Source organism: Mesorhizobium sp. WSM3859, from assembly GCF_002295065.1.
In the GTDB taxonomy this organism is placed as follows: Bacteria; Pseudomonadota; Alphaproteobacteria; order Rhizobiales; family Rhizobiaceae; genus Mesorhizobium.
Genome location: NZ_NSGG01000003.1, coordinates 490,894 through 505,311, shown reverse-complemented (window position 1 = coordinate 505,311; position 14,418 = coordinate 490,894). Strand labels below are relative to the sequence as shown.

General features: G+C 63.6%; 15 protein-coding genes and 1 riboswitch. Of the genes, 6 read left to right on the top strand and 9 right to left on the bottom strand.

All coding sequences use genetic code 11. From position 1 onward, the window contains the following. Positions 1-35: 35 nt before the first annotated feature. Positions 36-983 carry an aldo/keto reductase gene (locus tag CK230_RS09400; protein WP_095816877.1) on the bottom strand — a complete coding sequence of 316 codons (948 nt, stop codon included), beginning with the start codon at positions 981-983 and terminating at the stop codon, positions 36-38. A gap of 194 nt (positions 984-1,177) precedes the next feature. Then, the gene (locus CK230_RS09395; RefSeq protein ID WP_095816876.1) at positions 1,178-1,714 is read right to left on the bottom strand and encodes a gamma-glutamylcyclotransferase; all 537 of its coding nucleotides are present in this window, start codon (positions 1,712-1,714) and stop codon (positions 1,178-1,180) included. A 111-nt stretch (positions 1,715-1,825) separates the two neighbouring features. On the opposite strand from CK230_RS09395, the gene CK230_RS09390 reads away from it, so the two are divergent. Together CK230_RS09390 and CK230_RS09385 are read left to right on the top strand one after the other, a co-directional pair. After that, positions 1,826-2,824, top strand: a complete 999-nt coding sequence (locus CK230_RS09390) for a DUF2125 domain-containing protein (protein ID WP_095816875.1) — start codon at positions 1,826-1,828, stop codon at positions 2,822-2,824. A 7-nt stretch (positions 2,825-2,831) separates the two neighbouring features. Beyond that, complete coding sequence (locus CK230_RS09385) at positions 2,832-3,776, top strand: sugar kinase (RefSeq protein ID WP_095816874.1); 945 nt, start codon at positions 2,832-2,834, stop codon at positions 3,774-3,776. Positions 3,777-3,896: 120 nt separating this feature from the next. Here CK230_RS09385 and CK230_RS09380 read toward each other — a convergent pair whose 3' ends face one another. The 4 genes from CK230_RS09380 to CK230_RS09365 all read right to left on the bottom strand — a co-directional run bounded on the left by CK230_RS09380 (position 3,897) and on the right by CK230_RS09365 (position 6,816). Next, positions 3,897-4,832: a prephenate/arogenate dehydrogenase family protein gene (locus CK230_RS09380; protein ID WP_176480056.1), complete on the bottom strand. Its 936-nt coding sequence runs from the start codon at positions 4,830-4,832 to the stop codon at positions 3,897-3,899. A 5-nt stretch (positions 4,833-4,837) separates the two neighbouring features. Then, entirely contained in the window at positions 4,838-5,941 is a 1,104-nt protein-coding gene (hisC, locus tag CK230_RS09375; RefSeq protein ID WP_095816872.1) for a histidinol-phosphate transaminase, read from the bottom strand. Between the two features lie 192 nt (positions 5,942-6,133). Continuing rightward, entirely contained in the window at positions 6,134-6,565 is a 432-nt protein-coding gene (locus CK230_RS09370) for a hypothetical protein (RefSeq protein ID WP_095816871.1), read from the bottom strand. Beyond that, complete coding sequence (locus tag CK230_RS09365; RefSeq protein WP_095817004.1) at positions 6,562-6,816, bottom strand: hypothetical protein; 255 nt, start codon at positions 6,814-6,816, stop codon at positions 6,562-6,564. Before CK230_RS09365 ends, CK230_RS09370 begins: the two co-directional genes overlap by 4 nt. 142 nt (positions 6,817-6,958) lie before the next feature. Further along, a riboswitch (SAM riboswitch) is annotated at positions 6,959-7,036 on the top strand. A gap of 95 nt (positions 7,037-7,131) precedes the next feature. Between CK230_RS09365 and CK230_RS09360 the strand changes: the two genes are divergently transcribed. The 3 genes from CK230_RS09360 (at position 7,132) to CK230_RS09350 (ending at position 9,989) form a co-directional block, all read left to right on the top strand. Then, entirely contained in the window at positions 7,132-8,301 is a 1,170-nt protein-coding gene (locus CK230_RS09360) for a homoserine O-acetyltransferase (protein WP_095816870.1), read from the top strand. After that, the gene (gene metW / locus CK230_RS09355; RefSeq protein WP_095816869.1) at positions 8,298-8,912 is read left to right on the top strand and encodes a methionine biosynthesis protein MetW; all 615 of its coding nucleotides are present in this window, start codon (positions 8,298-8,300) and stop codon (positions 8,910-8,912) included. The genes CK230_RS09360 and metW overlap by 4 nt, the downstream gene beginning before the upstream one ends. Before the next feature lie 84 nt (positions 8,913-8,996). Next, on the top strand, positions 8,997-9,989 hold the full coding sequence (locus CK230_RS09350) for a glycosyltransferase (RefSeq protein WP_095816868.1): 993 nt from the start codon (positions 8,997-8,999) through the stop codon (positions 9,987-9,989). Positions 9,990-10,006: 17 nt separating this feature from the next. Here CK230_RS09350 and CK230_RS09345 read toward each other — a convergent pair whose 3' ends face one another. After that, the gene (locus CK230_RS09345; RefSeq protein WP_095816867.1) at positions 10,007-10,327 is read right to left on the bottom strand and encodes a DUF1330 domain-containing protein; all 321 of its coding nucleotides are present in this window, start codon (positions 10,325-10,327) and stop codon (positions 10,007-10,009) included. 324 nt (positions 10,328-10,651) lie between these two features. Here CK230_RS09345 and CK230_RS09340 point away from each other — a divergent pair, with 324 nt between their 5' ends. Further along, a complete protein-coding gene (locus CK230_RS09340; RefSeq protein ID WP_095816866.1) occupies positions 10,652-11,581 on the top strand; it encodes a glycosyltransferase family A protein in 930 nt (309 codons plus the stop codon). A gap of 110 nt (positions 11,582-11,691) precedes the next feature. On the opposite strand, the gene CK230_RS09335 is transcribed toward CK230_RS09340, so the two are convergent. Both CK230_RS09335 and CK230_RS09330 read right to left on the bottom strand, forming a co-directional pair. Next, positions 11,692-12,492, bottom strand: a complete 801-nt coding sequence (locus CK230_RS09335; RefSeq protein WP_095816865.1) for a DUF1194 domain-containing protein — start codon at positions 12,490-12,492, stop codon at positions 11,692-11,694. A gap of 53 nt (positions 12,493-12,545) precedes the next feature. After that, on the bottom strand, positions 12,546-14,375 hold the full coding sequence (locus CK230_RS09330; RefSeq protein WP_095816864.1) for an ABC transporter ATP-binding protein/permease: 1,830 nt from the start codon (positions 14,373-14,375) through the stop codon (positions 12,546-12,548). Between the last annotated feature and the right edge of the window lie 43 nt (positions 14,376-14,418).

Here is a 14,418-nt window from a genome sequence, read left to right as displayed (position 1 = left end):
GGGTCAGGCCGGCCTCACCCGAAGATCAACAAGCCTTACGAGCTGGCCCGGTCCAATGCCGCGACATCATCCGCCGAAAGCTTGAGCGATGCGGCGCGGATCAGGCTGTCTATCTGGGCCGGCCTGGTGGCGCTGGCGATCGGGGCGGTGATGCCCGGCCTCGCGATGATCCAGGCCAGCGCCACTTCCGCCTGCTTGGCCGAATGGCGCTCCGCCACGGCATCGAGCGCGGAAAGGATGCGCATGCCGCGCTCGTTGAGGTAGCCGGCAACACCCTCGCCGCGCGCGCTTTGGCCGAGATCGGCCTTGCTGCGGTATTTGCCGCTCAAAAATCCCTTGGCCAGGCTGAAATAGGTGATGACGCCGATATCCTCCGCTTTGCAAAGGTCGAGCAGCGGGCCGTCTAGCGACGAGCGGTCGTACAAATTGTATTCAGGCTGCAGGACCTCGTAGCGCGGCAGGCTACGCAGGCTGGCCACGTCGAGCGCCGCGCGCAACTGGCCGGCATCGAGATTGGAGCAGCCGGGATAGCGGATCTTGCCCTTTTCGAGCAGCCGCTGATAGGCGCCGAGCGTTTCTTCATAAGGCGTGGTCGGATCAGGCCAATGCGACAGATAGAGGTCGATGACATCGACCTGCAGCCGCTTCAGCGAAGCGTCGACCGCCTTTTCGATATAGGCGGCGGAGAGGTCGCGCTTGCCCTGGCCCATATCGGAACCGACCTTGGTGATGACGATGATCTCATCCCGGTTGCCGCGGCTCTTCATCCAGTTGCCGATGATGGTTTCCGATTCGCCGCCCTTGTTGCCGGGGACCCAGCGCGAATAGGAATCGGCCGTATCGATGGCGTTCAGGCCGGCGCCGACGAACCGGTCGAGCAGGTCGAAGGAGGTCTTCTCGTCGGCGGTCCAGCCGAAGACGTTGCCGCCCAGGACCAGAGGCGCGATGGATAGTTCGGTGCGACCGAGACGGCGTTTTTGCAAGGCTGATCTCCGTGATGGAACGGGCCTGATGCCCAGGGGAGGGTCGCCGCTAAGCTAGGTCGTGCCCGGCCGAGGTCAAAGGCATGGTTTTGCTTTTTGATCGGACCAGAGCGATTCCAGCAAAAGTGCGGCGCGGTCAGGCTTGGCGGCTTCGCCGTAGCCTTGCGTCCGGAATTGCGTAAACAAAAAGGTCTTCACGAAGGTGCGACCTTGCGGCCCACTTCCTCCAGCCAATGATCGCGGATGCCGAGCGCCTCGAGATGATCGAGCGTGCTCAGCACATAATCCTCGTTCCGGCCTGACTGGCCGACGGCGCCGCGAACGATCCTTGCCGCGTGATCGGCATCGAGCGCGCCGGCATATTGCTCATGCTGCCGGTCGACGATGTAGGCGACCGCCTCGACCGAACCGCCCTCTCCTTCCCCGTCCTTGCCCAGCCGGACAGCGAGCACGCGTTCGAGATAGACGCTGGTCACCAGCTCGCGTTCACGCAGATAGGAAAGCACCTCGTCGCGCAGATTGCCGGGAACGCGGTAGGCGAGGCCGATGCAGGAGCCGCCTCGGTCGAGGCCGAGCACCAGGCCCGGCCGTTCGCGCGTGCCGCGATGCACGAAGGAATAGACGCAAAGCGAGCGGCGATAGCCGTAGAGCCGGGCGCGGCGCGTCTCGACATGGGCGAATCCGGGCCGCCAGATCAGCGACCCATAGCCAAAAACCCAAAAATCGCCCATATCGCCAAGCCTGATCGCATTCGAGTGAACGACACCGCACCGGAAGGTGCTTCTTCCGCTTGTTTGCGTGAGAGTAAATGCCTGCACGCCGGGGTTAACGAGAGCCGCAGCATGACGTCAAGTGACGAGCAATCGCCCAAACCCCGCCGCCGGCTGCTTTGGCTCGCGGCGTTGATCGTCGTGCTGTTCGCCATCTACAGTGGCGGCTGGTTCTATCTCGCCGAAAGGCTCAAGACCGAAGCCGACCAGGCGGTGGCGCGGCTGGGCAGCAAGGGCATCGCCGCCGGCTGCGCCAATCTCACCGTCAGCGGCTACCCGATGAGCTTCACGGTCTCCTGCGACAACATCGCTTACGAGGACGACGCCCGGAAAGTCGCCGCTTCCACCGGAAGCTTCAATGCCGTCGCCGCGATCACCGGCCCCTTGTCGACGGTCGCCGACCTGCGCGGGCCGCTGCGGACGATGGCGCCCGGCATGCCGCCGCTCTGGATCGACTGGGACCAGCTGCAGGCCAATGTCAAAGTGTGGTGGCCGCTGCCGCGCAGTGTCTCGCTGCGGGCCGAAGGGCTCAACGGCCAGACCGATCCGCAGGATGACACCGATCCGATGCAGTTGTTCAGCGCCGGCAAGGCGGCCGGGCAATTGCAGCCGGCCGGCCAGGACATCAACTATGTCGGCAGCTTCGCTGATCTGGAGATCAACGCGGATGCAATCGACGGACGCGTGCTGCCGGCGCTGGACGGCAGCGGCGACGTGACGCTGAAGAACGGCGTGGCGTTGATCGCGACACCCCCGAAGAGCCTGCGCGGCCAGTCGATTGACATCGACAGGCTCGACCTGTCGTCGGGTACGGCGCGCATCACCGTGTCCGGACCGGTCTCCGTCGACGCGGAAGGTCTGGTCGACGCAAGCCTGATGATCAAGCTCAAGGATCCCAAGGCGGTGGCAGCCATCCTGGCCGGCGCGGTTCCGGAGCATAAAAGCGAAATCGAGCAGGGTTTCGCCGCCATCGCCATGCTTGGTAAGGAACCGTCCTTGCCGCTGAGGGTCGTCAAGGGCAAGGCCTCGCTCGGCTTCATCCCGCTCGGCAAGATCAAGCCGTTGGAATAACGCAGCGATGGCGAAGCCGGTCAGACTGCTCAGCGTCGGCGCCTTCACCCTCGACACCATTCTCCGCGTCGAGACGCTGCCCGCGCATCAGGGCAAGTTCATCGCCAGCGACGGCGTTCAGATCGCCTCCGGCATGGCGACCAGCGCCGCCTGCGCCGCGCATCGCCTCGGAGCCGAGGTCTCGCTATGGGCAAGCGCGGGCGACGATCCGGTCGGCGACCAGTTGATCGCCGATATTCAAGCCGAAGGCGTCGACTGCAGCCTAATCCGCCGCGTTCCCGGCGCGCGATCGGCGCTGGCCGCGATCGTGGTGGATGCGCATGGCGAGCGCATCATCGTCCCCTTCTACGACAAAACGGCGCAGGCCGATCCCGAGGCACTACCGCTCGCCGACCTCTCCGCCTTCGATGCCGTGTTGGTCGATGTCCGCTGGCCTGGCGCCGCGGCGCTCGCCTTGAGCGCGGCGAGATCGATCGGCCGCCCGGCGATCCTTGATGCCGACACCGCGCCCGTCGAGGTGCTGGAGCGGCTCTTGCCGTTGGCCTCGCATATCGTCGCGTCGGAGCCTGCGGCGCGCATCGTCTGCGGCCACGCGCTGGACCCTGAAAGCGCTTGCGCCGATCTCGCCTCGCGCACCGACGCCTTTGTCGCCGTGACCGGGGGCGCGGCCGGAACCTGGTGGCATGACCGGGCAACCGGGCGCGTGCGCCATGTCGAGGCGCCGAAGGTCAAGGCCGTCGACACGCTCGCCGCCGGCGACGTCTTCCACGGCGCCTTTGCCGTCGGTCTCGCCGAGGCCATGCCGATGGAAGAGGCCCTGCGCTTTGCCAGCGCCGCCGCCGCGCTCAAATGCCAGCGCTTCGGCGGCCGCCTCGGCGCGCCGGACAGGGCCGAGACGCTGGCCATGATGGCGGCGCACTGGCCGCCAGCCCGGGAAGGCGAAGGGAGCTGAGATTCAGGTCAGGCCGAGTCGAAAATGGCGGATTTCGAGAACCGGAGCGGAGCGTACTTTTCGTACGTGAGCACCGGAAGCGCAGAAAGCCGTCATTTGCAGGCCGGCCTCACCTGAATATCAGTTCCCTTTGGGATGTTCGATGGCCTGCCGGCCAAAATCCGGCACATCGATGTCCTGGCCGGCCTCGATGATCGAGCGGCGGATAGCGCGCGTGCGGGTGAAGAGGTCGAACAGTTTTTCGCCGTCGCCCCAACGGATCGCCCGCTGCAGCGAGGCCAGGTCCTCCGAGAAACGCGCCAGCATCTCCAGGATCGCGTCCTTGTTGTGCAGGCACACGTCCCGCCACATGGTCGGGTCGGAGGCGGCAAGGCGGGTGAAATCGCGAAAACCGGAGGCGGAATATTTGATGACTTCGCTCTTGGTCACCGCTTCCAGGTCATCCGCCGTGCCGACGATGTTGTAGGCGATGATATGCGGCAGGTGCGACACGATCGCCAAGGTCATGTCGTGATGCTGCGGGTCCATCGTGTCGATGTTGGAGCCGCAGCGGCGCCAGAATTCCGAAAGCGTGTCGAGCGCGGCGGGGTCGGTGCCCGGCAGCGGCGTGAAGATGCACCAGCGGTTCTCGAAGAGATCGGCGAAGCCGGCATCGGGTCCGGACTTTTCCGTGCCGGCCAGCGGATGTCCGGGGATGAAGTGCACGCCTTCCGGCACATGCGGTTGCATCTGCGCGATGACGGAGGCCTTGGTCGAGCCGACATCGGTGAGGATGGCGCCTTTCTTCAGCGCCGGCGCGATCTCGGCCGCGACCTCGCCGGACGAGCCGACCGGCACCGAGACGATGACGAGATCGGCGTCGCGCACCGCTTCCCTGGCATCGGTCGTATAGGAATCGCCAAGGCCCAACTCCTCGGCTCGCTTCAGAGTCGAGGCGCTGCGCGTTGCGATGGCGATGTGCCTGGCGAGGCCCTCGCGGCGGATGACGCGGGCCAGCGACGAGCCGATCAGGCCGATGCCGACCAGCGCTATTTTCTCGAACATCGGTGATGCCATGGTGTCTAGCTTTTCAGGAAGGTCTTGAGCGCGTCAATGACACCGCGATTGGCTTCCTCGGTGCCGACGCTCATGCGCAGCGCGTTGGGGAAGCCGTAGCCGGTGACGCGGCGCAGGATATAGCCGCGCGCGCTCAGATAATCATCCGCGGCCGCCGCCGAGCGCCTGTTATCGTCTGGAAAATGGATCAGCACGAAATTGCCGACGCTGGGCGTGACGCGCAGGCCAAGCCCGGTCAGCTCCGCGCCGAGCCAAGCCAGCCATTTCTCGTTATGTGCCGCGCTGCGCTCGATATGGGCGCGGTCGCGGATCGCGGCGATGCCGGCCTCGATCGCGGTGGCGTTGACGTTGAAGGGGCCACGGATGCGGTTGATCGCATCGACGATATGCGCCGACCCGTACATCCAGCCGATACGCGCGCCGCCAAGGCCGAGCTTGGAGAAGGTGCGGGTCATCACCACGTTCTCCGAGCTGCCGGCGAGCTCGATGCCGGCTTCATAGTCGTTGCGCCGAACATATTCGGCATAGGCCGCGTCGAGCACCAGGAGCACGTTCTTCGGCAAAGCCGCGTGCAGCCGGCGCACCTCCTGGAACGGAACATAGGTGCCGGTCGGATTGTTCGGATTGGCAAGGAACACGATACGCGTCGCAGGCGTGACCGCGGCGAGGATCGCGTCGACATCGGCGCGCTCGTCGGTTTCCTTCACCGCCACCGGCTTGGCGCCCGCCGCCTGGATGTAGATCTTGTAGACCATGAAAGCGTGTTCGGTGAACACGGCCTCGTCGCCGGGCGCGAGGTAGGTCTGTGCCAGAAGCCCCAGGATTTCGTCGGAGCCATTGGAGCAGATGATGTTCGCTGGGTTCAGCCCATGCGTCTCGGCGATCGCCTCGCGCAGTCGCCGCGCCGTGCCGTCGGGATAGACGTCGAGCTTCGCCGCCACCTCGCGCGCGGCCTCGATCGCCTTCGGCGAGGGCCCGAGCGGGTTTTCGTTCGACGACAGCTTGTAGACTTTCGTCACGCCGGCCGGCGCGGTGCTTTTTCCCGGCACATAGGCCTCGATGTCCATGATCCCCGCGCGGGGCGTCGGACGGGGCTGATCCTGCTTCATGTCACAAATCCGTCGAGAGGGCCTTCAAAGGCCGCAGCGGAAATACAAGCCGTGACAGGCAATGTCGAGAGGTCTACTGCATATCGCCGAGAAGTGTGCAGCGGTTCCTAGGACAACGACACGCATTAAAACAAGGGTTTGAAGCGCGTGGCCCGGATCTGTTTCGGCGCCGCGCTTCAGCCGGTCACAGCGTCAATCGTCGCGGCTGACAACCCGGGTCTTGCGCGTCTGCTGAAGCTGCAAAATCCCTCGGCGCAGTTGCTCGAACAAAGCCGGCGGCAGCATTCCATAGGCGTAACTGCCATCGGAACGCGGTCGAACATCGTAGCCGGGCCAAAGGAACCGGTTCAATTCATCAAGGCGCAGCCAATGCCGGCCGCCGTCGAGGCCAAGGGCCCGGCATACTGCCGGCGGAATCTCGATCGACGCGGAATTGTCCGGTGGCGGGCTATGGGTAATCGGTGCGACTATGGTGTGGATGTGGCCATCCGCATCGCGTGGCGTAGCGACAACGATCGCGCAGGGGCGATCCTTCGTACCTTCGATACCGCCCCGCTCATGTTCGGTACTCCAAAGAAAACTATAGCGAATGACAAGACCTGGCTTTGGAGCCGGCAGCGTCACTTCGGTTCCACGCCATATTCGGCAGCTTCGATGGAGGCGATCGTATCCTCATCGAGGTCGCCCACGATCAGGATTTCGCGCTCCCGGCGCTTCAGCAATTCGTAGTGCGCGAACTCGGCGGCAGAGAGATACGCTCCGACAATCCGGCCATGACTGGTCACGTTGATGACCTTCCTGGCGATGGCTTCGTCCTGATATTTCGCAAAATTTCGGGCGAAGTCACTGGCCGGAACCGCAGTGTTGCGTGGCATATCTGCCTCCATCCGATAAAAAGAGCCGGTGAAGTGAGTGAAACGGATCTGTCATGCAATATGCGTAATCTACGTAAATTACGCAAGATGGGCTCATCGGAACGCCGCCGTTGACGTTCGCACAACGCAGACGTAGAAGAGCCATGAACTTCGTGGTGATTTGGCCGGTCGGCTTGCAGCCACGTTAAACAACTCGCTAAAGGGCCGTTTGCAACCTGTAACCGGCTTTGCGACGGCAAGCCGGTTTTTTGTTGTCCGCCGCTGGCCGGACACCGCATCGCGACGAGACAGATGCGGAACAGGATGGGGACGGACATGGCCGCTCAGCGCACTGCAAGAACCAACGACGAGGCAGACCATCCGTCGAGCCCGGTGCTGCAGTTCGGCCCCGACAAGCCGCTGAAACTCGAGGCCGGCACGCTGCTCTCGCCGTTCCAGATCGCCTACCAGACCTATGGCAGCTTGAACGACGCGCGCTCCAACGCCATCCTCGTCTGCCATGCGCTGACCGGCGACCAGCACGTTGCCAACACCAACCCGGTAACCGGCAAGCCGGGCTGGTGGGAGGTGCTGATCGGTCCCGGCAAGATCATCGATGCCAACCGCTTCTTCGTCATCTGCGCAAACGTCATCGGCGGCTGCCTCGGCTCGACCGGCCCGGCCTCGACCAATCCGGCGACCGGCAAGCCCTACGGCCTCGACCTGCCGATCATCACCATCCGCGACATGGTGCGCGCGCAGGCCATGCTGGTCGATCATTTCGGCATCGAAAAGCTGTTTTGCGTGCTTGGCGGCTCGATGGGCGGCATGCAGGTGCTGGAATGGGCGGCGAGCTATCCGGAGCGGGTGTTCTGCGCGCTGCCGATCGCCACCGGCGCCCGCCATTCCTCGCAGAACATCGCCTTCCATGAGGTCGGCCGGCAGGCCGTCATGGCCGATCCGGACTGGCATGGCGGCAAATATCTCGAGTTCGGCAAGCGCCCGGAAAAGGGGCTCGCCGTCGCGCGCATGGCCGCCCACATCACCTATCTTTCGGAAGCGGCGCTCCACCGCAAGTTCGGCCGCAACCTGCAGGATCGCGAGGCGCTCACCTTCGGATTCGACGCCGATTTCCAGATCGAGAGCTATCTGCGCCACCAGGGCATGACCTTCGTCGACCGCTTCGACGCCAATTCCTACCTCTATCTGACCCGCGCGATGGACTATTTCGACCTTGCCGCCGATCATGGCGGGCGCCTCGCCGACGCCTTCGCGGGCACAAGGACGCGTTTTTGCCTGGTCTCTTTCACCAGCGACTGGCTGTTCCCGACCGAGGAGAGCCGCTCGATCGTGCACGCCTTGAACGCGGCGGGCGCTTCCGTCTCCTTCGTCGAGATCGAGACGGATCGCGGCCATGACGCCTTCCTGCTCGACGAGCCGGAGCTGTTCGCGGCCATCAACGGCTTCATCGCCTCAGCCGCCCGCGCCAGGGGGCTCAGCCTATGAGCGTCAATCGCGCCCAGCGTGTCGACCTCGAAGTCGTCACCGATCTCATTCCGGCCAAGTCGCGCGTGCTCGATGTCGGCTCGGGCGACGGCGTGCTCCTGGAACTGCTGCAGGAGACCAAGCAGGTCGACGGCCGCGGGCTGGAACTGTCGCAGCGCGGCGTCAACGAATGCGTGGCGCGCGGGCTATCAGTCATTCAGGGCGACGCCGACACGGATCTGAAATTCTACGCCGACAAGGGCTTCGACTTCGTCGTGCTGTCGCAGACGCTGCAGGCGACGCGCAACCCGAAGGTGGTGCTCGATGAACTGCTCAGGATCGGCAACCGCGCCATCGTCTCCTTCCCCAATTTCGGTCACTGGCGCGTGCGCTTCTCGCTGTTGATCAAGGGCAGGATGCCGGTCACCAAGGACCTGCCCTATTCCTGGTACGACACGCCCAACATCCACTTCTGCACCATCCGCGACTTCGTCAATCTGTGCGAGGAGCTTGGCGCGACCGTCGAGAAGGCGACCGCGCTCGACGCCAACGGCCAGAAGATCGGCCTGTCGATGCCCTGGTGGTTCTGGAATTTCTTCGGCCAGCAGGCGGTGTTTTTGTTGAAGCGGTAGCAACGCTTATCGTTCCTGTCATTTGACAGCGAACAGTAGCGGCTATACCGACCTGAACTAAGGCAGCCTTTTGAAGACACAGCGATGATCGGCAACCTTCCAACTTATTCAATCGTCATCGAGATGGAAAACGCCAGGACGATCGAGTGGGATGAGATCCGCGTTGGGCTAACCGCTTTGGCGAATGAAATCGCCTCCGTTTCGGCGGCCGGCTTCGCAAGGCCGAAAGTCATTATCTCGCACGCCGGGTACGACGCGGACGCGCCGTCGCTGCAAAGCCACATCAACAGACACGCACCCCGGCTGGAAGAGGTGGCCGAGCTCCGTCTGGCTGCCTGTCCCGAAGGCCGCTATTACGAACTCAAGAACAACGGCATCCAGGCGACAGACGCAGATGTCGTGATCTTCATGGACTCCGATACGGTTCCGGAACCGGACTGGCTCTCGATCCTGCTCGACCCGTTTCGGGACCCCGCGACGGTTTGCGTCAATGGCTACACCTATCTTTTCTACGATGACTTCTTCACGCGAACCTTCGCCTTGATCTGGTTCTTCCCTATGGCTCGGGGAGACAAGAGATTCGCCGCGAAACGGGCGATCAACGCCAACAACGTCGCCTTCCGGGGCGACTGGATTGCCGGCCATCCCTTCCCGCGAAACAACGGCTTCAAGGTCTCCTGCACTTTGCTGATGCATCAGCTTCGGAGCGAGGGCCACGAAATCGTCCATGCCGACGCGCGAGTCTATCACTACCCCCCACGGGGTTGGCGTTTCTTTTGTTGGCGCGCGCTGGTGACCGGCAGGGATGCCGACCGTAAGTATGCCGCGCTCTATTCCCCTAATCGCGCGCAACGCGTGGTCAAATCATTTACACGCTGGGGAACAATGTCCTGGCGCACCATCCGACGCGTGACGAGCCTCGCGTCCGAAACCGGCATGCCGCTGTGGCAGATCCCGTTTGCAATGATGGTCGGCCTGGCCTTCTACACGCTGGCGTTTTTCGGCCATTTCGGCCTCGCGACCAGCCTCGTTCGCGACGAGGCCGAAATGATACCGAACTACGTCGGGCATACCTAGACAGCGACCCTGCCTGCTTAGCCAAGCACGTCCGTGGCCTTGTGCGGGTGTTCGACGCCGTCGGGGAAGATGACGTCGGACCGCGAATTCTCGGTACGCAGCGAAAGGATCGCCTGATAGGCCGGCGACTTGTACCAGTCCCGCACACGCCGCCTGTCCGGGAACTCGATGACGATCAGGTGCCCGGACCAGCTGTTCTCGACGACCTCGACGTCGCCGCCATGGACGATGAAACGCCCGCCGAATGGCGCCAGCGTGGCGTCTATCTTCTCAAGATACTCGATCATCCAGGGACCCGGCGTGACTTGGCGCATATGGGCAATGGCGTAAGCGGTCATGATCCTGCTCCTTGATGGGTCGAAGCCGATCGGCCGGCCTCGCGGAGATCACGATGCGGGAGCCAGGTAGTCCGGTCGATTACCTCAGGCGTCATCGAGACAAGGCCGGCTCTTTCGCGCCTGCCGGCGGACGGCCCCGCGGACCGGGAAGGCCGATCCTGTTGCCCTCAAACCGCAATGTTGCGGAAAAGCCGCCAGTTTCGGCATTTCCCAGCCCGCTCGGCGTGACACAAAGGCGGCTTTTTTGTAGCGTCAGCCGCAAATCAAAGGTGAGCCATCAGACCCATCCGACAAACGCCAGATCCGACCGGCAGTGGCAGGCCGATGTCGAGCGAAGACGTTCCGCTGATCACAGTGATCACGCCGACGCACAATCGGCGCAGCCAGGTCGTGCGGGCGGTGGAAAGCGTTCTGGCGCAAACGCTTACCCGCTTCGAGCACATTGTGGTCGACGATGGTTCGACGGACGGAACGGCCGCCGCGCTTGCTGAAATCCGCGACCCCAGGCTGATCTATGTCGGCGCCAAATGGCGCGGCGCCAATGCCGCGCGCAATGCGGGCATCGAGCGCGCCCGGGCGCCTGTGGTGACTTTCCTCGATTCGGACGATGTCTATCTGCCGGACCGGCTGGAGCAGACGTTGGCGCACTTTGACGAGAATCCTTCGCTGGAGGTGCTGATCAGTTCGTTCCTGTCGCTGAAGGGGAGCCGCAGCACCAAATGCATCAATCGCGGCGCCTTTCTCGACAAAAGCAAACTGCAGCGAGCCCTGGTCTCGCAGACCATCTTCATCGCAGGCTCGGCGATCACCGCGAGGCACGAGTCGCTGCTTGCGATCGGCGGCTACGATAGCGACATCACGCGCATGCAGGACCGCGAATTGCTGTTGCGCTTTGCCCAGCGCGGCGGTGCTCTGCTGTCCGAGGACATCGACTGGAAGAAGTACAATTCGGAGGATTCGATCTCCCGCCGCCGCGACGGCTATGTCGAGGCTTATGCCAATCTGATCGACAAGCACCCCTATATTGCCGACCGCTTTCCCGATGTTCCGCCCTATATGATCGCGCGCCAGATCATCGCCGATATCTTGAGAGGCCGTCTGCACCAAGCATTTTCCGGCTATCTCGCCAACCGCTCGTCCAGGGTGCTCGGCTATTCGCTGCCGCAACTGCTGCGTGGTTATGTCGTCGGCCGGCGTTGGCGCCGCGACTGCTATGACGAGTTCCGCGCCAAATACGGCGCCCGCGCGGTCTGAGACGGACTGCTAGAGCAATTCCAGGAAAAGTGTGAGCGGTTTTCCGTCCGGAATTGCGTAAAAACAAGGAAATAGTGCGTTTCACCGTTTCCGTGCAACGGTGAAACGCACTATTTGTCGAGTTCCGGAAAATAGGGATCGGAGAACCGCTGCCGGAGACGCTCGCCCAGCAGGCAATCGACGGGTGCCGTATCGTCGATGTGAATAGGCTTGGCGTCGGCAAGACCGCTCACCTCCTGGATGAGTTTGCGGCGGATGGCTGTCGAGAACTCGGACTCCGCATGGATCGGCAGCACGAAGGATCCTGGACCGCCTATCACGCAGTCGGCATAGTAGCTGTCCAGATGGCCGACACTCGGCGATGGGCTGATCAGAATTGGCAGGCCGTTTATGACGATGCCTTTGGCCAAAGCGGCGTCGCGGGTCGTGGCGACGGGCAGTCCGGTATTGTTGGGGCCGTCGCCAGATATGTCGATGACCCGGCGGGGGGCCGAAAAAGCGCTTTTCTCCAGAAGCCCGGAACCGAAGCCCAGCGCGCCCGAGATCGAGGTGCCGCGAAAGCTCCGGAACGGCCGGGAGGCGATCTTGTCGGCAAAAGCGTTGGCGCTGGCCTCCCCATCGATGATTTGCCAGGTAATGACCCCGTCGTCGCGCACCACCCCTGCCCATTCGAAATAGGCAAGCGCGATGCGCCCGTTCGTCCCCGAACGCACTGCGTTGATGAAATCGCGATGGCGCAGCGCCTCGACATAACCGGCGCGCTGCAGCGCGAACTCGTCCTCGTCCATCGACTGCGAGATGTCGACGGCAAGCACGAGTTCGACATCCACCGGCGCGCCGTCGCCTGGCGCTGGCATCGGCACCGCCGCGGCGCAGGCAAGGCAGGCAAGCAGGCCAAGTTTCGCAAGCATGGCAGCCTCGAACGACCCAGCGAATCTTCCCGGCGATCGCGGCGAAAATAAAGCTACTTCTTCTTGCGGCGGGCAAGAATGGGTGGTGGCTCGATTGCTCCGGCGCGGACGCGGGCCGGCTTCAAGGCCTGAGCCCCGGTGTCCTTCACGATGCTCAGCGCGCGCGGGAAGAACTGGGTGTTGTGCAGGCCGCGTCCGATGTTGAGGATGGCGGTCCCCGGCAGGTGCTTTTCCATCATCGCCAGCACCCGCCGCAGCGAGGGGCCGTCGAACGCATCGAGGGCTTCGTCGATGATCACCCAGTTCGGCTTGCGCAAGGCGAGCCTGGCAAAGGCCAGCGCTCGCTGTTCGTCATCGCTGAGCTCGCGTTCCCACCGCCCGGGATGGTCCAGATCGACTGACAGCCGATCAAGGCCAACCTCGGCAAGCACCGCCGTTATTTCGGCATCGCTGGCTGGGGCCCTCCCGTACGGATGATCGAGAACCTCGCGCAAGGTGCCTGCCGGGAAATACGGCACGCGCGGCACGAAGATCGGAGCCTCGCCTGCCGGCAGGCCGATCCGCCCGCTTCCCCATGGCCACAGGCCGGCAATGGCGCGGAAGAACAAAGTCTTGCCGGCGCCCGGCTCGCCGGTGATCATGACGCGCTCGCCGGCATGGATTTCGACCTCCGCCTCGACAAGCTTGGTGCAGCCTTCCGGCGACGACACCTGAAGCTTGTCGAAGGTCAGCAGGCCATTGGCGTTTTCACCGAACTGGATGCGTTTTTCGGTACCATGCAGCGCGTCGGTTTCGGTGAGCGCGATTCGGAAGTCCGCCACGCGCATCAGCGTGGCGCGCCAGTCGGCGATGCTGCCGATGTTGTTGATGAACCAGCGCAGCGACGAATGGACCTGGTTGAAGGCGCCGACCGCCATCATCAGCCCACCGAACGAGATGTCGCCGGAAAAGTAGACCGGCGAGGCCACCAGGATGGGTGCCACCACCGTTATCCATCCATAGGTGTCGGTCACCCAGGACAGGTTGATCTGCGCGGTAAAGATGCGCCGCATGGCGACCAGCACCATGCCGAGGTCAAGCTCGAGCCGGCGCCGGGCATCGGGCTCGCCATGGTAGAGTGCGATGGCGTCGACATTCTCGTTGACCCTTACCATCGAGGAGCGCAGCTCCGCTTCGCGGGTATAGCGCTCGCTGTTGAGTCCGATCAGCGGACGCCCGACCAGCCAGCTCAGCCAGGAGGCAATGCCGGCATAGAGGAAGGCCGCCCAGACCATGTAGCCCGGTATCGCCAGCGAATAGCCGCCGATGTGGAAGACGAAGCCCGAGGACAGCTCCCACAGCACGCCGATGAAGGAGACGAGCAGGATAAATGACTGCAGCAGGCCGACGCCGAGATCCGTCGACAGGTCCGACAAATGGGCGGCGTCCTGCTGCATGCGCTGGTCGGGATTGACGCCGATGGCGCCGGCATTGGCCAGCCGGAAGGCTCGCGCCGGACGCATCCATTGATCGATGAGGTCGAGCGTCAGCGCCTCGCGCAGCCGCAGCCGGATCATCTGGTTGAGCCAGGTCTGGCCGATATTGAGCACCAGAAGCCCGCCGGCGATCATCGCGAAGACGAGAAGCTGGTCCAGGAAGTCCGCCATGTCGCGCCGCGCCAGCGCATCGTAGAAAGGCTGGTTCCAGCGGTTGAGCAGAACCTGGCCGATCGAGGTTGCGACGATGACCGCGACGATCCCGATCGAGACCCAGGCAAGCTGCCGGCGCACCGGCGAGGACTTGAGCCCCTGCCTGATCGTCGCCACCTGGTCGGCGAGGCTGCTTGCCTCGACCGAGACAGTGGCCCTTTGCGGCGCCGGCTTTTTATTGGTCTGGTCGTCCATGAAGGATATTCCTGATTTCCGCGGCGGTCACGAATGCCGCGCC

Bases quoted from the DNA above. Each gene is read 5' to 3' on its own strand.
- CK230_RS09395 (WP_095816876.1), bottom strand. From the start codon at position 1,714: ATGGGCGATTTTTGGGTTTTTGGCTATGGGTCGCTGATCTGGCGGCCC.
- CK230_RS09390 (WP_095816875.1), top strand. From the start codon at position 1,826: ATGACGTCAAGTGACGAGCAATCGCCCAAACCCCGCCGCCGGCTGCTT.
- CK230_RS09385 (WP_095816874.1), top strand. From the start codon at position 2,832: ATGGCGAAGCCGGTCAGACTGCTCAGCGTCGGCGCCTTCACCCTCGAC.
- CK230_RS09380 (WP_176480056.1), bottom strand. From the start codon at position 4,832: ATGGCATCACCGATGTTCGAGAAAATAGCGCTGGTCGGCATCGGCCTG.
- hisC (WP_095816872.1), bottom strand. From the start codon at position 5,941: ATGAAGCAGGATCAGCCCCGTCCGACGCCCCGCGCGGGGATCATGGAC.
- CK230_RS09365 (WP_095817004.1), bottom strand. From the start codon at position 6,816: ATGCCACGCAACACTGCGGTTCCGGCCAGTGACTTCGCCCGAAATTTT.
- CK230_RS09360 (WP_095816870.1), top strand. From the start codon at position 7,132: ATGGCCGCTCAGCGCACTGCAAGAACCAACGACGAGGCAGACCATCCG.
- metW (WP_095816869.1), top strand. From the start codon at position 8,298: ATGAGCGTCAATCGCGCCCAGCGTGTCGACCTCGAAGTCGTCACCGAT.
- CK230_RS09350 (WP_095816868.1), top strand. From the start codon at position 8,997: ATGATCGGCAACCTTCCAACTTATTCAATCGTCATCGAGATGGAAAAC.
- CK230_RS09345 (WP_095816867.1), bottom strand. From the start codon at position 10,327: ATGACCGCTTACGCCATTGCCCATATGCGCCAAGTCACGCCGGGTCCC.
- CK230_RS09340 (WP_095816866.1), top strand. From the start codon at position 10,652: ATGTCGAGCGAAGACGTTCCGCTGATCACAGTGATCACGCCGACGCAC.
- CK230_RS09335 (WP_095816865.1), bottom strand. From the start codon at position 12,492: ATGCTTGCGAAACTTGGCCTGCTTGCCTGCCTTGCCTGCGCCGCGGCG.
- CK230_RS09330 (WP_095816864.1), bottom strand. From the start codon at position 14,375: ATGGACGACCAGACCAATAAAAAGCCGGCGCCGCAAAGGGCCACTGTC.